The organism is Streptomyces sp. NPDC048461, from assembly GCF_055587105.1.
Map to the genome: position 1 here is coordinate 167,740 of NZ_JBVJGW010000014.1, position 20,994 is coordinate 188,733.

The following is a 20,994-nucleotide window of genomic DNA, read 5'->3' on the forward strand; positions in this document are numbered from 1 at the left end:
ACCTACCCCCGACCAGCCACTGCTCACCCCGCAGACCGGTGGCGAGCCCCCGGTCCCCGGCGGTGTGCGGGGTGAGCAGTGGCTGGGACCTTCGTGTGCCGGGCTCCGGGCCGGCACCGGCGCACGCTGCTCAGCCCTCAAGGCCGGTAGATGAGCTCGACCATCATCGCGACGATCACCGCCCAGACGCCCAGGCCCAGCAGCCACATGGCGTCGAAGAGGATCCCGGCAGCAATGACGGGCAGGCCGGCCGCGCCGAGGGTGAGGGTCGCCCGGCGGATGCCGCGGTCGGGGAGCCAGTCGATGGTCACGTAGTGAGGATCGCGCCGGACCCCCACCCTGGCGAGGGTCCGGCGCGATTCCTGTCGGCATCTTGACGTCGACCCCGTGAAGGCCTCCCCGCCCCCGTGTGCTCCGGGAGCGGGGCCGGCCGAACGGCGGCGGGTCCCGCGCATCGGCAGTCGGCGTCAGACGAGTCCTGCGCGGCGGGCGGTGTCCTCGGACTGCTGCATGTGCCGGTGGGCTTCCTCGCCGAGGGCCTGCATCACGCCGGCGATGACGGTTTCGACGACGGCCAGGGTCGGGACCAGGCTGTCGTAGGGGGAAAGGGTGCCGACCTGGCTGGGCAGGACGACGTCCGCCTGGGAGGTTGCCGGTGAGAGCCAGGCGTCGGTGAAGACGATGACCTTGCCGCCGGCCTCCCGGGTCATCTGGGCGATCGCCGCCTTGTCCTCCTCGTACCGCCGGTAGTCGAAGAGGACGACGGCGTCGCGCCGGGCCAGGTGGGCGAGTTGGGCCGTACGTTCCACGGCGCGGTCCGGCAGGACGCGGACGTCGTCGCGGAGCTGCATGAGGTGCATGGCCAGGTACTGGGCCAGGAGGTGCGTGAAGCGGCCCCCGGCCAGCGTGATGCGCCGCTTGCGGTCGCCGAGGATCCGGACGGCCTGGTCGAGGTCGTGCGGGGGGATCTCGGCCAGGGTCTGGCCGACGGCGGCGGTGAACACGGCGCTGCCGCGGACCAGCAGGTCGTCGGCTCCCGGGGGCGATTCCGGGTCGGGCTGCCGGCCGTAGTCGCCGGCCTCGTACAGCGACAGGGGGGAGGCGTTGCGCGCGTCGAGTTCCGCGCGCAGGGCGGCCTGGAAGTCGGGGAAGCCCCGGTAGCCGAGGCGGCCCGCGAAGCGCAGCACGGTGGGTGCGGACACGGCCGCCTTCTCGGCGATGGTGGCCACGGTCTCGAAACCCGAGGCGGGGTAACCGGCCAGGAGCACTCGGGCGACCCTGCGCTCGGCCGGGCTGAGGTCACCCAGCTTGGTGCGGATGTCGTCGGCGAGCGAGCCGGCTGCCATGAGGTTCCTTTCACGTGGTTGCGGGCCGCGTCCGCCGAGCCTATCCCCTGGCTCGGCGGACGCGGCATCTCGCCCGGCGGCCGCACCCACCGGGGTCTGTGAGCCCCGCGGGCTCTGACGAGGGCTACCGGGGGGAGATGGCGATGCCGAGCGAGATGATGCTGTGGGCGCTGCCGGGTTCGGTGGTCCAGGCCGCGAAGCCGGGTGTCTTGCTCAGCGTCACGGTGAACCGGGGGCCGCTCTCGAAGGTGGTCGCGGTGGCGGTGCGCTGGGCCCGGGTCTCGGCGAGTGCCCGGGCGGTGGAGCGCAGCGAGTACGGGGATCCGCCGGCGTTCTCCACGGAGTGGAAGGCGTCGTTGTTGGCGGCTACGGGCTCGTTGCCGCGCGGTACGAGGGGCCGCTTCCCGGGGGCGGGGATGGCGAGCCGGGTACGGGCGTCGTAGCGGTCGCCGTCGGTGAGGTAGGTGTAGCGGCCGCCGGTGAGGGACCAGCCGCCTTCGGTCTGCCGGGCGCGCGCGTGGCGCAGGTCGAGGACGGCCACGCCCTGCGGGCCGAGCACGGACAGGGCTTCCCCGGCGGTGCCGGGGGCGTCGACGATGAGGGCGGTGTTCTCCTCCAGCGCGTACACGCGGTCGTGGCCCGTGTCCGCGGCCAGGCGCAGGGCGCGTCCCTCCCGTCCGTAGGCGCCGGTGTGGGTGTCGATGAGGCCGGAGCGCAGGAAGCCGAAGCCGCCTTCGGGGAGGTAGCCGAGGCGGGCGGGGTCCTCGAAGTAGCCGGGGCTGCTTCCGTCGCGCAGGGCCCGGTAGGAGTCGCCGCCCGTGACCATGTCCGGGCCGGAGGCGATCTGGGCGCCGGCCGACGATCCGGAGACGACGGCGCCCGCCGCGAGCTTGGCGCGGATCGCGGCGAGCACCTTGGAGTCGGTGTGGGCGGCTCCGTGCAGGAGGGTGGTGACGTAGCGGTACTGGTCGCCGCCGCCGAAGAAGAAGCCGGTCATGGAGTTGACCTGGGCGACGACGGCCTCGGAGTCGGCGTTGGCGATGTGGTCGAGGTCGACGGGGATCCACTGGGCGTCCGCCGCGCCGTGCTTCGTGAAGAGGTCCGCGTAGTAGGCGCCGTTGCAGGCGGAGTTGCTGCAGTTCTCGGGGTCTTCCGCGTCCGGGTCCTGGCTGGCGGGGATCGAGGAGGCGGTGATGACGCCGATGCGCGCCTTCGCTCCGCCGGCGCGCTTGATGATCTCGCCGTAGACCTGGGTGTTGTCGTCCTTGAGGCCTCCGCCGACCAGGACGAGGGAGCCGCGGGCTCCGGGGGTCGGGGCCGTCGCTGCGGCGGGCGCGGCGGTGAGCGCGAGCACGAGGGCGGTGCCGCCGGCGAGGACGGCGCGGCGGCTGAGGGCGGATGGGGCGCGCATGGGCGGGGTACCTCCGGTACGGGCGGGGCGGGTGGCGTGGACGAGTGCCGCCGGGCGGTGTCGGCGGGGAGGGCGCGGGACGGCGGGAAGCACGGCTGTGTCCGGCCGCGGTGAGGGGCGGTGGGACGGGTGCGGGGGGGGGTACTCAGTGGGTGCGGGCGTCGCCCAGTGAGGTGATGAGGGAGGCGAGGAGGGCGATCCGGGGGGCGACGGTGGTGGTGTCGAGCCATTCGAGCGGGCTGTGGTCGCAGCCTCCGACGGGGCCGAGGCCGTCGAGCACGGGAACCCCGGTGCCGGCGATGAGGTTGCCGTCGCCGACTCCCCCGGTGGCCGTGGCGCCGATGTCGAGTCCGATGGCCCGGGCGGCCCGCTGCGCGTGGTGCAGCATGGTGCGTGAGGCGGGCGTGTCCTCCATGGGCGCGCACAGGTCGAGTTGTTCCACGTGCACGTGTGTGCCGGGCACGGCCGGGCTTGCGGCCGCTTCGGTGAGGGCGTCCCGGACGCGCCGGATGTCCGCGAGGGTCGCCGCGCGTACCTCGACGCGGAGTTCGGCGTCGGGGCAGACGATGTTGGCGCGGGTGCCCGCGCGGATGACTCCGACGTTGACGGTGACGTCGTTCCAGCGGCCGTTGAGGTTCTGCAGGGCGACGACGAGGTGGGCGGCGGTGAGGGCGGCGTTGGCGCCGCGTTCGGGTTCGATGCCCGCGTGCGCGGCCCGGCCGGTGACGGTGAGTCGGAAGTCCGCCACCCCCTTGCGCGCGATGACCAGGTCTCCGTTCTCCCGCGCGCATTCCAGGGCGAGGGCGTAGTGCATGCCCCGGGCGGCCGCTTCGGTGACCGGCCGGCTGGCCGGAGAGCCGATCTCCTCGTCCGGGGTGGCCAGGAAGACGATCTCCGCGAAGTCCTCGCATCCCGTCTCGTGGAGGATCTCCACCGCGATGAGGCCGGCAAGGAGGCCGCCCTTGTCGTCGCTGACACCGGGCCCGTGGGCCACGGCACCGGACAGCGCGAAGGGGCGTTCGGCGGCGGTTCCGTCCTCGAAGACGGTGTCCATGTGGGCGGCCAGGAGGATCCGGCGGCCGCCCCGCGCGACGCTCAGCCGTCCTTGTCTGCGGGCGACGAGGCTGTCTCCGAGGGCCGGACCGCCGCCCGCCGCGGAGGGGGTGAACCGCTCGGTCACGAAGCCGAGCCGTCCGAGCCGCTCCTGGACCCAGTCGGCCACTCGGTTGACGCCGTGCGGGCTGTAGGAACCGGAGTCGATGGACACCAGGTGGGCGAGGTCGCGCAGGTAGGACGGGAGGTGGCGCTGAGCATGGGGCAGCAGGGACGCGGAAGGCGCGATCTGCTGCCCGGCGGGGGCGCTCACAGGACCTTGGAGAGGAAGGCGCGGGTGCGTTCCTGCTCGGGGTCGACGAGGACCTGTCGGGGATCGCCTGCTTCGACGACGACGCCGTCGTCCATGAAGACGGCCGTGTCACCGACCTCGCGTGCGAAGCCGATCTCGTGGGTGACGACGATCATCGTCATTCCGTCGTCGGCGAGCCGGCGCATCACGTCGAGAACGTCGCCGACGAGCTCCGGGTCGAGTGCGGAGGTGGGCTCGTCGAAGAGCATGAGTTTGGGCTTCATCGCCAGCGCGCGGGCGATGGCGACCCGCTGTTGCTGCCCGCCGGACAGCTGGGCCGGGTAGTGGCCGGCCCGGTCGGCCAGCCCGACCTGTTCGAGCAGCCGCAGCGCGTCGTGGCGGGCATCGGTCCGGGCGGCACCGGCGACCCGGATCGGGGCCTCCGTCACGTTGTCCAGGGCGGTCATGTGCGGAAAGAGGTTGAAGCGCTGGAAGACCATGCCGATGTCGCGCCGGCGGTCGGCGACCTCCCGTTCGCGGAGTTCGAGGAGGCGGTTGCCCTGCCTGCGGTATCCGACGAGGTCGCCCTCGACGGCGAGCGTGCCGCCGTCGATCTTCTCCAGGTGGTTGATGCAGCGCAGGAACGTGGACTTGCCCGAGCCGGAGGGGCCGAGCAGGCAGCACACCTGGCCGCGCTCGACGGTGAGGTCGATGCCCTTGAGCACCTCGACCCGGCCGAAGTGCTTGCGCACCCCGCGGGCCTGGAGCATGGGAGTGGTCACCGGGCGGCCTCCTTGCCGTTCGTACGGACCAGGCCCACCGCGCCGCCGAGCAGGCGGCGCAGAGGGGGGACGTGCCCGTCTCGGGCGGTTCCGCGGCCGTACCGGCGCTCCAGCCAGGCCTGCGGGATGCCCAGCAGGGTGACCAGGGCGAGGTACCAGAGGCTGGCCACGACGAGCATCGGGATGACCTGGTAGTTCTGGGCGTAGACGTCCTGGATGTTGGACATCAGGTCGTGTGCGGAGATGACGGAGACGAGGGCGGTCATCTTGAGCATGTTGATGGTCTCGTTGCCCATCGGCGGGATGATGACGCGCATGGCCTGCGGGAGGACGATGCGGCGCGTGGTCAGGGCGGGACGCATCCCGAGGGAGTGGGCCGCCTCGGCCTGGCCGGGGTCGACGGACTGGATGCCGGCGCGCACGATCTCCGAGGCGTAGGCGGCCTCGTTGAGTCCGAGGGCGAGCAGGGCCGCGACGGCCGGGGTGAGCAGCGCGTTGGTCTCGATGCTGAGGAAGGTGATGTCGGTGAAGGGAACGCCGATCATGACGTTCTTGTAGAGCGCGCCGGCGTAGCCCCAGAAGATGATCTGGACCAGGAGCGGCGTGCCGCGGAAGACCCATACGAAGAGGGTCGCCAGGCCGTAGAGGACTGGGCTTGAGGAGAGCCGCATGACGGCGATGAGCGTGCCCAGGCCGAGGCCCAGGGCCATGGCCGCGGCCGTGAGCCACAGGGTCGTGACGAGACCGTCGAAGATGAGGTCGGCGAAGAGGTAGCGTCCGACGACGTCCCAGCGCAGGTTGTCGTTCTTGGCGAGCGAGCCGGCCAGACCGACGAGCGCGGTGACGGCGATCACGGCGGCCGCCCAGCGTCCGTAATGACGGACGGGTACGACCTGCGGGTCATCGGGTGCGGGACTTTCACGGGCCGTTTCCGCGGAGGTGGTGGCGGCCATGGTCAGTTCACCTCCGCGTTCTTGGTGGCCTCCTTGACGGCGATGGAGGCCACGCCGTACTGGTCGAAGATCTTGGTGACCGTGCCGTCGTCGATGAGGGACTGCAGGGCCTTCTGCAGGGCGTCGCCGAGTTCGGGGAGCTTCTTGGACACGGCGATCCCGTTGGGAGAGGCTCCGTAGCCGCCTTCTGCCGCCGGGTCGTCGACGACCTCGAAGGTGTTGCCCCCGTCGGCGGTCTTGGCGGTCCAGCCCGCGGCGGGCTTCGTCTGCACCTGGGCGACGACCTTGTCCGAGCGCAGGGCGAGCTGGGCGTCGGAGTCCTTGGGGAAGGTCTGGACGTCGATCTCCGCCCGTCCCGCGGACTTGCACGCCGCCTGGTGTTCCTTGAGCAGGTCGAGCTGATTGGTCGCCGCCTGGACCGCGACCTTCTTCCCGCAGAGGTCGTTCAGCGTCGCGATCTTCTCGGGGTTCCCCTTGACCACCATGATCGCGGATCCGGAGACGGAGTAGTCGACGAAGTCGACGACCGCCTGACGCTCTTTGTTGTCGGTCATCGCCGACATCGCCACGTCGAACTTCCCCGCCTGGATGGCGGGCACGATCCCGTCGAACTTCTGCGGCGTGAAGGCGAACTTGACGCCCAGCTTCGCCCCCAGCGCCTGACCGAGGTCGTAGTCGAGACCGGTCAGCTCGGGCTTGCCCTCGGTCACGAACATCTCGAACGGGGCGTAGGGAACGTCGGTGGCCACCCGTACCGTGCCCGATTTCCTGATCGCCTCGGGCAGCGAGTCGTGCAGCGCCTTGTCCTGGGTGATCGCCACCCCGGCGACGGTGAGCGGCTCGTTGCCCGCGGCGGAGGCGGTGTCAGGGGCACTGTCCGTACAGGCGGTGAGCGAGGCCAGCACGGCCGTGGCGGCGAGCGCCATGGGCAGGTGACGGGTCAGACGGGTGTGCATCAGGGTCGAACCTCTCGGTCTCGGGCCGACGGGATGGGCGCGTCGGCTGCACATTGGAAGTTACAGATGACCCGTTCTCCTGGCTAGATGTATCGCTCGTTACGTTCAGGTAACGAGCGTGATCCAGCCAGTACATCCACGAGAGAGCAGGCTCCAGCTGCCCCTCGACTACCGGACGGCGCGTTCTTCGCCATACATCTTCCGCTCGTTCAGGCTGGCTTGTAAGTTCCGCTACCACATCGATGCTGAGGATCCGGCGGGCAGACGGCGGATCCGGGATGCGATGCCGAGCCCTGCCCCCGCGCAGGCCCCCCTCAACCTCCGGAGATTCCATGAGCACCCGATTCCGGCGTGCGACGTTCGCCTCCGCGGCCGTCGCGCTCCTCACCCTGGCCGGTTCACTGGCCGCGGCGGACCCCGCCGCGGCAGCTGCCACCCGGATCCGCCTGGGCAGTGCCTCGGACGTCAGCCGTACGTCCTGGCAGGGGCCCGCCTTCACCATGAACGGCGACGGCAAGATCATCGCCTCGTCCATGACCGCCGCCCTCGACGCCATCCGCGGCGGCACCGGCAGCCTCGATGTCGTCGTCATCGCCGGCTCCGCCCCCGGTTCGGGCAGCCCCACCCCCGAATGCGACGCGGCGATGGCCCTGCCCGGCGTCAACTCGTGTACCAGCTGGACCCTCACCGCCGCCTCGGACGGGAACAACGGCCAGGTCAACACCGATGTCCGCAACGCCGAGTTCGTGTACTTCGCCGGCGGCGACCAGTGCCGGTACGCCGCCTGGAAGGGCAGCGCCCTCGAAGCGTCCGTCGAGTCCGTCGTCGCCAAGGGCGGCGGCTCGGGCGGCGGCAGTGCCGGACACCACATCAACAGCCCGGTGGTCTACGACGCCTGCAAGGGCAGCATCACCAGCTCCGAGGCCCTCGCGAACCCCTACGACAGCTACGCCACCTTCACCACCGGCATGTTCGAGTGGCAGCACTACAGCGGCGTCATCAACGACTCCCACTTCAGGGCCCGCGACCGGATGGGCCGCACCATGGCCTTCGTGGCCCGCGCGATCAAGGACGGCCGGACCTCAGGCGGCAAGGCCTGGGGTGTCGGGGTGGAGGAAGGCAGCTCGCTCCTCCTCGACAAGAACGGACTGGCCACCCTCTACGGCAAGGAGGCCTACGTCGTTCTGGGCGACCACCAGCCGGAGCAGGCGTCCTCGGGCAAACCCCTGACGTTCTCGAACTACAAGGTATGGCGCCTGGGCCCCGGGCAGACGTACGACTTCAAGAACCGCCCCACCTGCGGCTACTACCTCCGCAGCGTCACCAACGGCGTCGCCGACGCCAACCTCTACACGGGCACCCCCCAGAGCACCTGCGGCACCCCCGGAGGCACGACCACGCTGGCCGAGACCGAGCCGAACGACACCCGCACGACCGCGAACGACGCCACCGCGCTGACCTCCCCCGCCTCGCTCACCGGCAGCATGAAGTCGACCACCGACCGGGACTACTTCCGCGCCTCCTTCGCAGCGGGCGAGCGGGTCGACATCCACTGCGCCATCCCCGACGGGGCCTACGACGCCGACCTCTACCTCCTCGACTCCGGCGGCAGCACCATCGACCGCTCCGTCAACGACGGCGCGGGCACGGACGAATCCCTCACCTTCACCAGGACCGCCGCAGGGAGCGGCACTTACTACATCGAGCTCGACGCCTATCAGGGGTCCGGCAGCACCCCCTACACGTGCACCCTGACGAAGACCTGAGCGCGACGCGCGGCGAAGAACTCCGGTCGGCTCCCCGGCCACGCCCCTGCGCCGACCGGGCACCATGGAATGTCGCCGCATTCCGCAGGGACCCGTCAGCTCTGCGGCTTCTCCTGATGCATCCCTCTGGCGGGCGTGATCGGCCGCCGGCGGAATGACGGTCAGCCGCCAGGGGGTTGTCGACGGCCCGGGGCGCACCGGCCGACCGAAAGGACCGCAGACACGGCAGCGGCCCCACCCGCGGGAGTGGGGTCGCCGCCGTACTCACCAGGGAGGCAAGCGATAGGCCTCGGCCCATTCACGGACTACGCCTTCGACATCAGGTTCGCCTTGATGCTCGCCGCAGACACGGACCAAAAGCTCGACCTTGTGCCACTCGGGAGGCCTGGATCGATCCAATGCCACGAGATCGGTGTGGGTCGCGAAACCCCGGTACGGTCTGAGCCCAGGGATACCTCTTTTGGCGATCTCCTCACTAAAGCCGGGCAGTTTTTCGAAAGACGGGCCGGATTGGACCCGGCTGCGGCCGAGCCGACCCGGCGGTTCAACACGCCCAACCAGGGAGCGCCACGGGCAGCCCGGGGTCAGCCGCCACCCGAGCCGGCCGAGGCCGAACCGCCGGAGGTCCATCCGGAGTTGGGCTGCGGCCGATCGCGCGTGCTGCGCTCGGTGTGCAGATCCACCTCGACCCCAGCCGGGCCGAGCAGGGCGTCCAGTGCGTCGGCGAGCCGCTGCGGGTCGCCGCCGAACGGGAGCGGGGCGAGCCGCTCCTGGCCGCCCCGCAGGAGGAGTTCCAGCGCGAGTGTGGAGACGGCCGGCTTGTGGTCCCCCTGGTACGGCTCCACCACCTTGTACGTCAGCCGCACCTCGCGCAGGGTGTCGACGGGCAGCCAGTCATCCGGCCCGGCGGCCCGGACCAACCGCAGGGACGCGGGCACCTCGGACGGCGCGAACTCCACCCGCAGGATGTCCCGGGCCCGGGAAAGGGTCAGCGCCGGCCAGCTGAGCAGGTACTCCAGCCCGGCGATCACCCCCACCACCACGAACACGGTCGACGCCCGCGCCCCGGCCAGCGCCATCCAGAGGGCGACGAGCAGGGTCGGCCCGCCCAGGACGAGCGGAATGAACAGCGCCGACCCCGCCGAGGTCAGCGCGTTCCGCACCGGCCCGGCCGGGCCGGCGCGCAGGACCAGATCCGTCGAGTCGGGGCCGTGTCTCAGCAAGGGCTCGGTGGCCATGCCTCCAGCGTAGGACCGGTCCGCAAGAGCGCCTCGGCCCCATTGGGCCGTTGAACCTTTGCCATCGCCCTCAAGGACGAAGTGTTCCCGTTCCCGAGATCGCGAAGAAGCTGACCATCAAGACCGGGAAGAACGCGGGCAAGAACCCCTCTGTCGCTTCGCTCTGGCTACTGCCTCGGCGCACCCGTTCGCACGGGGTTCCGGCAGGTCAGCGGGCAGCCACCGGGATCGCGGGAGAGTCCACCCACACCGTGGTGGCGAGCTCTGCGCTGCTCAGGCCGTACCGGCCGAGCTCCTCCCACGGCCGGTGCGCCGCGGCGATCTCGTCCCAGAGGCGGCGGGCCCCGCCTGGGCGACGGTGAAGGAGGCCAAGGTCCGTCCGTCGCAGTCGACGGTCGCCCACGAGCCCGTCGTGGAGTCGGTGATCTCGAGGCGGGTGTGGGCGTGTTCGGCGCTGGTGTCCCAGGCGAAGGACGCGCCGGGTACGGCTAGGCCGATGTGGAACTCGGCGTCGAGGTCACCGCCCGCGACCGCCCACGGCGACACCGTCGTGGACGAACGCTCCGGTGTGCCCTTACCGACCGCGGGCGGGAAGGGCACGGGCGCCGGACCGGGCCTGGGTGAGCCAGGTGGGCGGGAGGTGATCGACGGAGAAGGTGGCGAGGACCACGTCGTACGGACCCCCCGGCGTCCGGCCGTCGGCGGCGTCCCCGACCACCACCCTCGGCTCGTACCCGGCCGCCTTCAGGTTCTCCTCCGCCCCGACGGCGAGCACCGGGTCAAGCTCGACGGTGGTCACCTGCCTGTCGCCGAGCAGGGCGCACAGCAAGCCCGTGTTGAAGCCGGTACCCGCGCCCAGCTCCAAGACCCGGGGGCCGGCGATCTCCCGGCCGGGGGGACGTTCGCCGAGCCCGGCCAGGAGCAGCATGCGGGCGACCATCGAGGGCATCGACGCCGAGGAGGACGGTAGCCCGTTGGTGAACTGCGTGACGAGCGGCTCGTCCGAGTAGGCCGCGGTCATCCAGCGGTCCGGGTCGGTGGCCCGGTCGACGAGCCCGTCGACGGCTGGGGCATTTCGGTGCGGGGTGGGAGCCACGGGCCTACTTCTGCTGGCCGGGTTCGGTCGGCGGTGGTGGGGGTGGCGGCGGAACCGGCCGGTTTGGCTGATATCCGTCGTCATCGACCGGCGACCGGCGACCGGCGACCGGCGACCGGTGCTTGCCCTCCACGATCCCTGCCACAGCAAACTCCCCGTACGTACGGAAACCCCAACGGTAGGACGGGGAGGCTGGATACGGCAGGGCGTATACCGGGCGCGTTGCCGACCCCGTGGCCACATTCGTCTTGCCCGCTCGGGTCTGCCGCCGCGACACCTGACAGGCAGGCCACGGAGGGAGCCCCCGGTCGCTGCGCTGACGATGAGGGCGCAGATCAGCTGAGTACAGATCACAGGGCAGTTGTCTGTGTAACGCCAGAGGCCTCGGCTCCCGCGCGGCCTGGAAATGCTTCCCACCGTCCTGAAGGACTCCGCCGTACGGAACGGCCCGGGCGCGTACGGCGCGCCGGGGAGCAGTGGGCATGCCGGGGAAGGCGGCACCGGCACGGGAACGCTCGGCGGCTTGCGGAGGTGCTGCCGCCACCAAGCGCCCTGCTGCATGGGCGACCACCTATGAAACGCGCCCGTGGCGGACCAGTCGGGGGATCTTGTTCCTTATGGACCTGTCGTGGTGTCCGGCGGTGTGGTGAATCGTTCACGCTGCGGTGGCGGTCGCCCGGACCGCCAGTCACGGAAGGTCCCTCTTGCCGATGTCTCAGCCTGTTCGTGTCGTGTTCCGCTCAGCCCGGCGCGCCGCGCCGGCCTTCGGCGAGGGTCTGCGGGTGGCCCTGTACCAGGGTCAGGGGCCGGTCGGCAGCCGGGAGGCGGTGGAGGAAAACCTGGACCGTCTGGCCGAGGTGGCCGCGCTGGCTGCGGACTACGGCTGCCAGACGGTGGTGTTCCCGGAGAAGTACACGACCGGCTACGCGATCGGTCCCGAGCAGTGCCGGGAGCTGGCCGAGCACCGCGAGGGCCCCTCCATCGAGCGGGCCCGGCTGGTCGCCAAGGAGCACGGCCTGGCCGTGGTCCTGCCCTACCCCGAGCGGGACGAGAACGCGTACTACGACTCGATCAGCGTGATCGCGTCCGACGGACTGGTGGCGGCGAACTACCGCAAGACCCACCTGTACGGGGCCGCCGAGCGGCGCAACTACTCCTTCGGGCAGGAACTGCCACCCGTCGTGACCATCAACGGCATCGGCGTGGGCGTGCTCAACTGCTACGAGTGCGAGTTCCCGCCGCTCTACCAGTACCTCGCCGAACAAGGCGCGCAGGTCGTCCTCGGCCCCACCGCGGCCGACGGCCACTTCCGCCTCGCCGACGGCACCATGAGCCAGGTCCCCTACCAGGACGCCACCCGCCACATCATTCCCGCCATGGCCTCCATCTGGCGCCTGTTCATCGCCTATGCCAACCGCCGCGGCTGGGAACAGGTCCCCGCCGGCGCCTGGCAGTACCAGGGCAACTCCGGCATCTGGGCACCCGACGGCGAACCCCTCATCGCCGCCACCGCCGAAGACCGCCACCACGACTGTCTCCTCATCGCCGACTGCCTTCCCGCCGCCGTTCCACCCTTCAGCCCAGAAGGCCACCACCCCACCGACAACCGCCTCACCCTCAACCCCGCCCTACGCCCGGCCCGCTGACCACCGCTCATCACGACGCCCGACAGCAGCCGATTCCGCGGCCACGCGGCCCATATGGCGCACCCAGCGCTACCAACGGCGCCGCAGGAGACGGTGCGCTCCGGCTCCGGCAGCTCCCCCGGCATACCGGCCGGGCCGGCGGCTTCGCCGATCAGCTCCAGCAGCCCCATCCGTTGGGTGCGGATACGCCTTTACGTCGGGTTTGCCGTCAGGCGCTGGACGGTGGTGATCGTCTTGCCGCCGCCCGGGAGGAGGGCGATGTCGACGTATTCAGCGAGGCGCCGGATGAGGGGCCAGCCGTATCCGCCGGGGTGTCCGTGGCCGGTGGAGCGGGCCGCGGGGTGTTCGGGGCTGGCGTCGCTGACGGCCAGGCGCAGGGGGTCCCCGTCGAGGGCGGCGTGGAAGGCGGTGATGCCGCCGCCGTGGCGGATCGCGTTGGTGACGAGCTCCGAGGCGACCAGGAGTGCGTCCCCGGCGGCGGTACTGTCGAGGGCGGCGCCCGCGGCCCGGATGAGCTCGGTGACCCGGCGGCGGGCGGCCGCCGCGGTGCCGACCGACCACGACCGTACACATCGACCACACCACCCGGCATCCCCCTTTCAGCCGAGGCACCAGGCTGGACGCAGCCGAACAGGAGCCCCCTTCCCCGGGACGCCGCTCGGGCGATCGAGTGCACCCCTCGTCGCCAACGCGTCCCTCAGGGCGCGTACGTCTCTCCGCCGAGGGTGAGGGTGGCGCTGCCCGCCGTACTGTCGGCGAGCCAGGACTCGAAGCCGGGCAGGTCGTCCTCCGGGAGGGCGACCTCGATCTCGACCGCGGTCCCGTAGCGCAGGTCCACGACGGTGCGGCCGGTGGAGCGCAGGTCGTTCTGGGTCTTGCCGGCGCGCTGGTGGTCGACGGTGACGGTGGCGAGCCGGTAGCGGCGGCGGGTGACGGTGCCGAGCGCGTCTAGGGCCTCGCCGACCACGCCCCCGTAGGCCCGGATGAGGCCGCCGGCGCCGAGCTTCACGCCGCCGTAGTAGCGGGTGACCACGGCGACCGCGTAGCGGACGTCCCGGCGCATGAGCATCTGGAGCATGGGCACCCCGGCGGTGCCGCCGGGCTCGCCGTCGTCGCTGGCCTTCTGCACGGAGGCGTCCGCGCCGATCACATAGGCGTAGCAGTGGTGCGAGGCGGCGGGGTGCTCCTTGCGGATCCGCGCGACGAACTCCTGCGCCTCCCGCTCCGTCGCGGCGGGTGCGAGCGCGCACAGGAAGCGCGAGCGGTTGATCTCCGACTCGTGCACGCCCTCGCGGGCCACCGTCGCGTACTGGTCTGCCTTCACCGCTCCACCCTACGGGGAATCGGACATGTGTCTTTTCGGTTGATCCGCAGAGCAGGCGATCGGGAACGGCAGTCCAGAGCAGCAGGAGGCGGCGCACGTGTACGGCGATCCGGCAACCATCCGCAAGATCCTCACCGAAGTGGGCGACACCTGGGCCGTGGTGGGCCTCTCGAACAACCAGGACCGCGCCGCCTACGGGGTGGCCCGCGTCCTCCAGCGGTTCGGCAAGCGCGTGGTCCCCGTCCACCCGAAGGCGGAGACGGTGCACGGGGAGCCGGGGTAAGCCTCGCTGGAGGCGATCCCGTTCAAGGTGGACGTGGTGGACGTATTCGTGAACAGCCGGCTCGCGGGAGCGGTCGCCGACGAGGCGGCCGCGATCGGTGCCGCGGCCGTCTGGTTCCAGCTGGGCGTGATCGACGAGGCCGCCTTCGCGCGCACCCGCGACGCCGGCCTGGCGATGGTCATGGACCGCTGCCCGGCCATCGAGATCCCGGGCCTGTAGGCCGGACGAAGGTCCGCGCCGGACGACCAGCTTCCGGCCACCCGACCGTGGTCCGCGCCGCGTCAGTGCGCCGCGCCCGGCTTCCGGGCGGGTGCGGGGACCGGCGCCGACACGGGCGGGACCGCCACGGCGAGCGTCATCTCCATGGGGACGGCGCCGTCGTTGCGGTACGAGTGCGCCGCATTGGCCTCGAAGGCGGCGGCGGCCCCGGCCGGTACCCGGAATTCCTCCTCGCCCACCACCAGCGTCAGCTCCCCCGCCGTGACGTGCAGCATCTCGATGGTCCCGGAGGGGTGCGGGGCCGAATCGGTGCTCTCTCCCGGCACCAGGTGCCAGGTCCAGAGCTCCATCGGCCCGCGCTCGTCGGTGCCGATCAGCAGGGTCGTGGAGCTGCCCGCGTCGCTGCTCCAGATCCGTACGGCCTGCTCCGGCGGGACGACGCGGACCTGGGGCCCCCGGTCGTGGTCGAGGAGCGTGGAGATGCTGACGCCGAGCGCGTCGGCCAGCCGGACGGTGGTGCCGACGCTGGGGTTCGTCCGGGCCTGCTCGATCTGGATGATCATGCCCCGGCTGACGCCCGCCCGGGCCGCCAGCGCGTCGAGCGTGAAGCCCCGCTCACCGCGCCAGCGCTTGAGGTTCGCGGCCAGCGACTGCGTGAGCTTTTCGAGGTCGGACACGGACCCATCACCCTTCAGTCCAATATCGTGGATGACAGAGTGCAGCAGAGTGAACTACCGTGCCCTGTACTCGAACGTTCAATGCACTGTACTGCGAGGTCCCCGCCATGACCGCCCTCTTCGCCTTGGCCACAGCGGTGCTGTGGGGTCTCGCCGACTTCGGCGGCGGGCTGCTCACCCGCCGGATCCCCGCCCTCACGGTGGTCGTGGTCTCGCAGGTCGTCGCCGTGGTGGTGCTCGGCTCCGTCGTCCTGGCCACCGGAGCCTGGAACGAAGCCGGACCGGGGCCCTGGTTCGCGGTGGCCGCCGGAGTCGTCGGACCGGTCGCCATGCTCAGCTTCTACAAGGCCCTCGCGCTCGGACCCATGGGCGTGGTCTCGCCGCTGGGCTCCGTGGGCGTGATGGTGCCCGTCGCGGCCGGACTGGCGCTGGGCGAGCAGCCCGGCCCCGGCCAGTTCGCCGGCATCGCGGTGGCCCTCGTCGGCATCGTCCTGGCGGGCGGCCCGGAACTGCGCGGCGCGCCCGTCCAGCGGCGGGCCGTCGTCCTCACGCTCGTCGCCGCGTTCGGCTTCGGCGCGGTGATGGCGCTGATCTCGCACGCCTCCACCACCCTCACCGGCCTGTTCCTCGCGCTGTTCGTCCAGCGGGTCACCAACGTCGCCGTGGGCGGCGCGGCCCTGTGGGTCCAGACCCGGCGCGGCGTCCCCGCCCTCCCGGCGGGCACCGGACCGCGCGTCCTGTGGGGCCTGCTCCCGGCCCTGGCCTTCGTCGGCCTCGCGGACGTCGCGGCGAACGGCACCTACTCCGTCGCCGCCCAGAACGGCCCGGTCACCGTCGCCGCCGTACTGTCCTCGCTCTACCCGGTGGTCACCGCGCTCGCCGCCTTCGCCGTGCTCAAGGAGCGCCTGCGCACCGTCCAGGCGGCGGGCGCCGGCCTGGCCCTGGCGGGCACGGTCCTGCTGGCCGCGGGCTAGGCCGTCTAACGCGCTCCTGCCCTGCGGTGTCCGGCACGCACGCCCGGAGGCCCCTACACCGCCCGGGCCGCGTCGTCCCGGGCCTCCGCCTCGGCCAGCTCCGCCAGCCCGCGCAGCTGCTCCGGGGTCATCCCGTCGGGGATCGGCACGGGGGCCGGCGTGCGCAGCGGGGGCTGCCAGCCGGTCTCCGGCTCCCAGCGGCGTACGACGCGTGCCGGCGCCCCCGCGACGACGGCGTGGTCCGGCACCTCGCCCCGTACGACGGCCCCCGCCGCCACCACGACGTTGCGGCCGAGCCGCGCACCCGGCAGGACCACGGCCCCGGTGCCGAGCCAGCAGCCCGGGCCGATCTCGACCGGTGCGCTGCGCGGCCACTGCCGTCCGACCGGCTGGTGCGGGTCGTCGTAGCTGTGGTTGGTGGAGGTGATGTACACGCCGGGGCCGCAGAACGTGTCGTTCCCGATGGTGATCCGGGTGTCGGCGATGACGTGGCTGTCACGGCCGATGACCACGCCGTTGCCGAGCACCAGCATCGGCTCCGCGCCCAGGTCGAGGTCCGGCATCATCCCGGCGGTGAGGGTGACCTGTTCGCCGATGATGCAGTGGTCGCCGAGCCGGATCCAGCGCTCGCCGAAGACCGTGCCCTGCGGGAAGGCGAGCCGGGTGCCGTGCCCGATCGCGCCGAAGCGCAGCCGCCCGGGGGTCTGCGCGGTCACCGCGCCGGCCTGCTGCATCCAGCGCCAGCCGGCGTGGACCGCGCGGTTCGCCAGCCTGCGGCGCAGGGCCGCGAGGGATGAGAACGTGTTCTGGTTCTTCGGCACCCGGCCACGCTAGCGGGCGGGGTGGCGGGCATCCGGGCGCCGGACCTGTGATGTTCACCCCATCGCGGGAGCGCGCGGGCGCGTGCCCTACGGTGCCGGTAGCGCGGCAGGTACCCGTACGGGCGCCGGCGTTCCGTGAGGGACGGCGGCGCCGGCGTACGGGCGGAGACAAGCGAAGGCAGAGGAAGAGCACATGACGCAGCAGTCGGCCCGGGCACTCGTGGCGGGCGTGGGCGGGAAGAGCCCCGCCGTGGACCCGACGGCCTTCACGGCGCCCACCTCCGTCGTGATCGGCGACGTCACCCTCGCCGCCGGGGCGAGCGTCTGGTACTCCGCGGTGCTGCGCGCCGACTGCGGACCGATCACGCTCGGCGCGGACAGCAACGTCCAGGACAACTGCACGGTGCACGTGGACCCCGGGTTCCCGGTGTCGATCGGGGAGCGGGTGTCCATCGGCCACAACGCCGTCGTGCACGGCTGCACCGTCGAGGACGACTGCCTGATCGGCATGGGCGCCACCGTCCTCAACGGCGCGGTGATCGGCGCCGGTTCCCTGGTGGCCGCGCAGGCGCTGGTACCGCAGGGGATGGTGGTCCCGCCCGGGTCGCTGGTGGCGGGGGTCCCGGCCAAGGTGCGGCGCGAGCTGACCGAGGAGGAGCGCGAGGGGCTCAGGCTCAACGCCGCGATGTACCTGGAGCTGGCGAAGCAGCACCGCGCCGCGGTCACCCCGGAGGCCTGAAGCCCGCGCAGCGCGGGGAGGCCGCAGGACGGGGAGGCCGCGGGCCGCCCCGCCCTGCGGACCGGGACGCGAACGCCGCTCCGGCGACCGGGGCGGCGTCGGCTCCGCCGCTCAGTCGCTCAGTCGCCGACGCCGGCCGGGACCGGCTCGGGGGCCTCGGCGCCGGCCGTGCGGACCTCCGCGGCCGCCTTCTTCATCCGGCTGCGCACCACCAGCGTCACGGCGAGCCCGAAGAGCACCGCCAGCAGCAGGGCCGCCCAGGAGAACCGCTTCAGCCAGGGCTCGGCGACGATGCCGACCGAGTAGATGACGGCCGTGGTGCCGCCGGCCCAGAGGATGCCGCCGAAGACGTTGGCGATCAGGAACTTCCAGTACGGCATGCGCAGTACGCCCGCCAGCGGACCGGCGAAGATGCGCAGCAGCGCCACGAACCGCCCGAAGAAGACGGCCCACATGCCCCACTTCTCGAAGGAGCGCTCCGCGAGCGCCACGTGCTCGGGCCCGAAGTGCTTGGGGAAGCGCCGGCCCAGCTTCTCCAGGAGCGGCTTGCCGCCCCGGCGCCCGATCGCGTAGCCGATCGAGTCCCCGACGATCGCGCCGGTGATCGCGCAGGCACCGAGCACCACCGGATCGATGTCGCCGTGCTGCGAGGCCAGCAGCGCCGAGCTGACGAGGACGATCTCTCCCGGCAGCGGGATGCCGAGGCTCTCCAGCCCGATGACCAGACCCACCAGGAGGTAGACGCTGACCGCCGGAATCGTCTCCAGCCATTCCTGGATGTGCACCGGTACGTCCTCCCGAGTCGACTCCGGCGCGCCCCCTGTGGCACGCCGAGCGGGCAGCCTACCGGCTGCTCACCACAGCCTTTGACCTCAGTGGCAGTTCGCGGGACGAGCGGCCCGCGAACACCTCCCGGCGGCCGCCGCCCAGCACCCACGCGTGCCGTTCGGGGTCCCAGGAGGACAGGGCCCTCGGGTCGAGGGTCACGGTGACCCGCTGCGCCTCGCCCGGCGCGAGGGTCAGCCGCCGGTATCCGGCCAGTGCGCGCACCGGCTGGTCGAGCTTCAGCTCGGGCGAGGGGCCGACGTACACCTGGGCCACCTCGGTGCCCTTGCGCCGCCCGGTGTTGCGGACGGTGAACTCGACCCGCAGCCCGCCGTGTTCCGGCCGCACCGTGAGCTTCTCGTACTGCCAGGTGGTGTACGAGAGCCCGTGCCCGAACGGGAACAGCGGGGCGGCCCGCTGCGCGTCGTACCAGCGGTGGCCCACGTGCACGCCCTCCGTGTACTCCTGCCGGCCGCCCACCCCGGGGTAGCGCAGCGGGTTCCCGCCGAACGGGGTCGCGTCCTCGTCGGCGGGGAAGGTCTGGGTCAGCCGCCCGCCGGGGTCCACGTCCCCGAAGAGGACGTCGGCGGTGGCCCCGGCGCCCTCCTGCCCCGGGTAGTACGTCTGGAGGACGGCCCCGGTACGGGAGAGCCACGGCATGGTCGTACTGGAGGAGGTGTTCAGCACGACGGTGGTCCGCGGGTTCGCGGCGGCGACCGCCTCGATCAGCCGCTCCTGCCCGCCGGGGAGCGCCAGCGAGGTCCGGTCGGTGCCCTCGGTGGCGTCCTCGTAGGCGAACAGGACCACGCTGCGGGCCGCCTTGGCCGCCTGCACCGCCTCGGCGAGGTCCGCCGCCCGGGTCGCCCCCGTCGTGAGCCGCAGCCGGAAGCGCTGGCCGGCGGCCCCGCCGCGGGCGGACACGGCGAGCCGGTGGGGGCCCGCCTTCAGGGCGAGGGTGCGGCGGCGGACGGCCAGGCCGTCCGGCGCGGCGGCGAGGAGCCCGCCCGCGAACTGCTCCGCCACGCCCTGCCGGACGGGGAACAGCTCCTGCCCGTCGAGGCGCACGCTCGGCCGCTGCCCGGTGTAGTGCACGAGCAGGGTCCACTCGTCGGCGGCGGCGAGCGCGAAGGTGCCCTCGTGGCTCCAGGTCCGCCCGGCCTCCACCCTGCGGTCGTCGAGGTCGGCCGGGGGGCTGAGGAGCACCGGCGGGAGGGGGCGCCCGTACAGGTCCTCGCCGAGGGCGTAGCGCACGGTCGCGCCCTTGCCCGCCCGGTGCCGGATCGCGGCGAGCGGGGCGGCGGCCGCGTCGGGGACGACGTGGGCGCTGCCGCCGCCGCCGACGAACGGAACCTGCCCGGTGGGTCCGATGACGGCGATGGAACGGGCCGCCGCCCCGGCCAGCGGCAGCGTGCCGCGCTCGTTGCGCAGCAGCACGGCCCCCGCGGCGGCCACCTTGCGGGCCGTCCGGGCCCCGGCCGCGGCCTCCCGGGCGGGCCGCGCCGCGGGCCGGTCGGTCAGCAGTCCGAAGCGGTCCAGGGTGCTCAGGACGCGGTGCACGGCGAGGTCGACGGTGTCCTGGGATACGGAGCCGCCGCGCACCGCCTCCCGCAGCGGCGCCCCGAAGTGGGTCGCGCCGGGCATCTCCATGTCGAGGCCCGCGCCGATGGCGGCGACGGTGCCGTGGACGGCGTCCCGCTCGGAGATCACCCAGCCGTCGAACCCCCAGGTTCCGCGCAGCAGTTCGTCCAGCAGCGGCCTGCTCTCGCAGGCGTACACGCCGTTGACCTTGTTGTGGGCGCCCACCACGGCGCCCGCGCCGGCGGCCACGGCCGCCTCGAAGCCGCGCAGTTCGGTCTCGTGCAGGGTCCGTTCGGCGGCGATCACGTCGACGGTGTCGCGGCCCTTCTCCTGGTTGTTGAGGGCGAAGTGCTTGACGGCGGCGATGAGCCCCTCGTCCTGGATGCCGCGGACCACTTCGGCCACCAGGTCCGCGGTGAGGCGCGGATCCTCGGCGAAGGTCTCGAAGTTGCGCCCGGCGTACGGGGTGCGGATGAGGCTCGCCATGGGCGCGAGCAGGACGTCGACGCCGAGGGCGCGGCCCTCCCGCCCGAGCACCCGGCCGTACTCGCGGGCCAGTGCGGGGTCGAAGGCCGAGGCGAGCAGGACCGGAGCGGGCAGCGCGGTGGCGGGCCGGGCCACGCGCACCCCGGCGGGCCCGTCGGCGAGCCGCAGCGCCGGGATGCCCAGGCGGGGGACGCCGGGGAGGTAGCCGGCCTGGCCCAGGGGGGCCGGGTCGCGGGCGCCGTGGAGCAGGGCGGTCTTCTCCTCCAGGGTGAGCCGCTCCAGCAGGGACTCCACGCGGGCGGCGGCGTCGACGGCTCCGGCTCCGGCTCCGGGCGCGGGCACCGGGGGCGCGGGCGGCGCCGTGCCCCTCCCGGCGCCCGGCGGCACCGTGGGCGCGCAGCCGGCGGCCCCGAGCGCGGCGCCCGCCCCCGCGAGGAGCCGGATCGCGGAACGTCTGGACACGGCCTCGGTCATGGGCGCTCCCTGCGGCGTCGGGCGGCGGGAGCGGCCCGCGCCGGACCGCTCCCGC

19 protein-coding genes and 2 pseudogenes are annotated in these 20,994 nt (G+C 72.7%); 5 read left to right on the plus strand and 16 right to left on the minus strand.

Annotated features, from left to right (window positions below):
• Positions 1-137: 137 nt before the first annotated feature.
• The 7 genes from ACZ6S8_RS24215 to ACZ6S8_RS24245 all read right to left on the minus strand — a co-directional run bounded on the left by ACZ6S8_RS24215 (position 138) and on the right by ACZ6S8_RS24245 (position 6,793).
• Positions 138-311, minus strand: coding sequence for a hypothetical protein (locus tag ACZ6S8_RS24215; protein ID WP_469458955.1), 174 nt, complete (start codon positions 309-311; stop codon positions 138-140).
• 156 nt (positions 312-467) lie between these two features.
• Positions 468-1,346: a MurR/RpiR family transcriptional regulator gene (locus ACZ6S8_RS24220; RefSeq protein WP_469458957.1), complete on the minus strand. Its 879-nt coding sequence runs from the start codon at positions 1,344-1,346 to the stop codon at positions 468-470.
• Positions 1,347-1,470: 124 nt separating this feature from the next.
• Positions 1,471-2,757 carry a cyanophycinase gene (locus ACZ6S8_RS24225; RefSeq protein ID WP_469458959.1) on the minus strand — a complete coding sequence of 429 codons (1,287 nt, stop codon included), beginning with the start codon at positions 2,755-2,757 and terminating at the stop codon, positions 1,471-1,473.
• Between the two features lie 145 nt (positions 2,758-2,902).
• The gene (locus ACZ6S8_RS24230; protein ID WP_469458961.1) at positions 2,903-4,123 is read right to left on the minus strand and encodes a M20 family metallopeptidase; all 1,221 of its coding nucleotides are present in this window, start codon (positions 4,121-4,123) and stop codon (positions 2,903-2,905) included.
• Complete coding sequence (locus ACZ6S8_RS24235) at positions 4,120-4,872, minus strand: amino acid ABC transporter ATP-binding protein (protein WP_469459077.1); 753 nt, start codon at positions 4,870-4,872, stop codon at positions 4,120-4,122. Before ACZ6S8_RS24235 ends, ACZ6S8_RS24230 begins: the two co-directional genes overlap by 4 nt.
• A gap of 8 nt (positions 4,873-4,880) precedes the next feature.
• On the minus strand, positions 4,881-5,837 hold the full coding sequence (locus ACZ6S8_RS24240; RefSeq protein ID WP_469458963.1) for an amino acid ABC transporter permease: 957 nt from the start codon (positions 5,835-5,837) through the stop codon (positions 4,881-4,883).
• Positions 5,838-5,839: 2 nt separating this feature from the next.
• On the minus strand, positions 5,840-6,793 hold the full coding sequence (locus ACZ6S8_RS24245; protein WP_469458965.1) for an ABC transporter substrate-binding protein: 954 nt from the start codon (positions 6,791-6,793) through the stop codon (positions 5,840-5,842).
• Between the two features lie 332 nt (positions 6,794-7,125).
• On the opposite strand from ACZ6S8_RS24245, the gene ACZ6S8_RS24250 reads away from it, so the two are divergent.
• Positions 7,126-8,559 carry a pre-peptidase C-terminal domain-containing protein gene (locus ACZ6S8_RS24250; RefSeq protein WP_469458967.1) on the plus strand — a complete coding sequence of 478 codons (1,434 nt, stop codon included), beginning with the start codon at positions 7,126-7,128 and terminating at the stop codon, positions 8,557-8,559.
• A gap of 584 nt (positions 8,560-9,143) precedes the next feature.
• Here the strand turns inward: ACZ6S8_RS24250 and ACZ6S8_RS24255 are convergent.
• The 3 genes from ACZ6S8_RS24255 to ACZ6S8_RS24265 form a co-directional block, all read right to left on the minus strand.
• Positions 9,144-9,797, minus strand: a complete 654-nt coding sequence (locus ACZ6S8_RS24255; protein ID WP_469458969.1) for a hypothetical protein — start codon at positions 9,795-9,797, stop codon at positions 9,144-9,146.
• Positions 9,798-10,070: 273 nt separating this feature from the next.
• The gene (locus tag ACZ6S8_RS24260) at positions 10,071-10,343 is read right to left on the minus strand and encodes a hypothetical protein (protein WP_469458971.1); all 273 of its coding nucleotides are present in this window, start codon (positions 10,341-10,343) and stop codon (positions 10,071-10,073) included.
• A gap of 28 nt (positions 10,344-10,371) precedes the next feature.
• Positions 10,372-10,893 carry a protein-L-isoaspartate O-methyltransferase family protein gene (locus ACZ6S8_RS24265; RefSeq protein ID WP_469458973.1) on the minus strand — a complete coding sequence of 174 codons (522 nt, stop codon included), beginning with the start codon at positions 10,891-10,893 and terminating at the stop codon, positions 10,372-10,374.
• Between the two features lie 731 nt (positions 10,894-11,624).
• Between ACZ6S8_RS24265 and ACZ6S8_RS24270 the strand changes: the two genes are divergently transcribed.
• Positions 11,625-12,539: a nitrilase-related carbon-nitrogen hydrolase gene (locus ACZ6S8_RS24270; protein WP_469458974.1), complete on the plus strand. Its 915-nt coding sequence runs from the start codon at positions 11,625-11,627 to the stop codon at positions 12,537-12,539.
• A 191-nt stretch (positions 12,540-12,730) separates the two neighbouring features.
• Here ACZ6S8_RS24270 and ACZ6S8_RS24275 read toward each other — a convergent pair.
• Together ACZ6S8_RS24275 and ACZ6S8_RS24280 are read right to left on the minus strand one after the other, a co-directional pair.
• Positions 12,731-13,072, minus strand: a pseudogene (locus tag ACZ6S8_RS24275) (ATP-binding protein); the annotation flags it as partial.
• Positions 13,073-13,236: 164 nt separating this feature from the next.
• Complete coding sequence (locus tag ACZ6S8_RS24280) at positions 13,237-13,863, minus strand: YigZ family protein (protein ID WP_469458976.1); 627 nt, start codon at positions 13,861-13,863, stop codon at positions 13,237-13,239.
• 97 nt (positions 13,864-13,960) lie between these two features.
• On the opposite strand from ACZ6S8_RS24280, the pseudogene ACZ6S8_RS24285 reads away from it, so the two are divergent.
• A pseudogene (locus ACZ6S8_RS24285) lies at positions 13,961-14,365 on the plus strand (CoA-binding protein).
• A gap of 62 nt (positions 14,366-14,427) precedes the next feature.
• On the opposite strand, the gene ACZ6S8_RS24290 reads toward ACZ6S8_RS24285, so the two are convergent.
• On the minus strand, positions 14,428-15,042 hold the full coding sequence (locus ACZ6S8_RS24290) for a cupin domain-containing protein (protein WP_469458978.1): 615 nt from the start codon (positions 15,040-15,042) through the stop codon (positions 14,428-14,430).
• Between the two features lie 107 nt (positions 15,043-15,149).
• Here ACZ6S8_RS24290 and ACZ6S8_RS24295 point away from each other — a divergent pair, with 107 nt between their 5' ends.
• Positions 15,150-16,016 (plus strand): EamA family transporter, encoded by an 867-nt coding sequence (locus ACZ6S8_RS24295; protein ID WP_469458980.1) that lies wholly within the window; start codon positions 15,150-15,152, stop codon positions 16,014-16,016.
• A gap of 53 nt (positions 16,017-16,069) precedes the next feature.
• Here ACZ6S8_RS24295 and ACZ6S8_RS24300 read toward each other — a convergent pair whose 3' ends face one another.
• Complete coding sequence (locus tag ACZ6S8_RS24300; protein WP_469458981.1) at positions 16,070-16,837, minus strand: acyltransferase; 768 nt, start codon at positions 16,835-16,837, stop codon at positions 16,070-16,072.
• A gap of 193 nt (positions 16,838-17,030) precedes the next feature.
• On the opposite strand from ACZ6S8_RS24300, the gene ACZ6S8_RS24305 reads away from it, so the two are divergent.
• Positions 17,031-17,576 carry a gamma carbonic anhydrase family protein gene (locus ACZ6S8_RS24305; RefSeq protein ID WP_469458983.1) on the plus strand — a complete coding sequence of 182 codons (546 nt, stop codon included), beginning with the start codon at positions 17,031-17,033 and terminating at the stop codon, positions 17,574-17,576.
• Between the two features lie 119 nt (positions 17,577-17,695).
• On the opposite strand, the gene ACZ6S8_RS24310 is transcribed toward ACZ6S8_RS24305, so the two are convergent.
• Both ACZ6S8_RS24310 and ACZ6S8_RS24315 read right to left on the minus strand, forming a co-directional pair.
• On the minus strand, positions 17,696-18,361 hold the full coding sequence (locus tag ACZ6S8_RS24310) for a DedA family protein (RefSeq protein ID WP_469458985.1): 666 nt from the start codon (positions 18,359-18,361) through the stop codon (positions 17,696-17,698).
• A gap of 58 nt (positions 18,362-18,419) precedes the next feature.
• Positions 18,420-20,939, minus strand: a complete 2,520-nt coding sequence (locus ACZ6S8_RS24315; RefSeq protein WP_469458987.1) for a beta-glucosidase — start codon at positions 20,937-20,939, stop codon at positions 18,420-18,422.
• Between the last annotated feature and the right edge of the window lie 55 nt (positions 20,940-20,994).

Bases quoted from the DNA above. Each gene is read 5' to 3' on its own strand.
- ACZ6S8_RS24220 (WP_469458957.1), bottom strand. From the start codon at position 1,346: ATGGCAGCCGGCTCGCTCGCCGACGACATCCGCACCAAGCTGGGTGAC.
- ACZ6S8_RS24225 (WP_469458959.1), bottom strand. From the start codon at position 2,757: ATGCGCGCCCCATCCGCCCTCAGCCGCCGCGCCGTCCTCGCCGGCGGC.
- ACZ6S8_RS24235 (WP_469459077.1), bottom strand. From the start codon at position 4,872: ATGCTCCAGGCCCGCGGGGTGCGCAAGCACTTCGGCCGGGTCGAGGTG.
- ACZ6S8_RS24240 (WP_469458963.1), bottom strand. From the start codon at position 5,837: ATGGCCGCCACCACCTCCGCGGAAACGGCCCGTGAAAGTCCCGCACCC.
- ACZ6S8_RS24245 (WP_469458965.1), bottom strand. From the start codon at position 6,793: ATGCACACCCGTCTGACCCGTCACCTGCCCATGGCGCTCGCCGCCACG.
- ACZ6S8_RS24250 (WP_469458967.1), top strand. From the start codon at position 7,126: ATGAGCACCCGATTCCGGCGTGCGACGTTCGCCTCCGCGGCCGTCGCG.
- ACZ6S8_RS24255 (WP_469458969.1), bottom strand. From the start codon at position 9,797: ATGGCCACCGAGCCCTTGCTGAGACACGGCCCCGACTCGACGGATCTG.
- ACZ6S8_RS24295 (WP_469458980.1), top strand. From the start codon at position 15,150: ATGACCGCCCTCTTCGCCTTGGCCACAGCGGTGCTGTGGGGTCTCGCC.
- ACZ6S8_RS24305 (WP_469458983.1), top strand. From the start codon at position 17,031: ATGACGCAGCAGTCGGCCCGGGCACTCGTGGCGGGCGTGGGCGGGAAG.
- ACZ6S8_RS24315 (WP_469458987.1), bottom strand. From the start codon at position 20,939: ATGACCGAGGCCGTGTCCAGACGTTCCGCGATCCGGCTCCTCGCGGGG.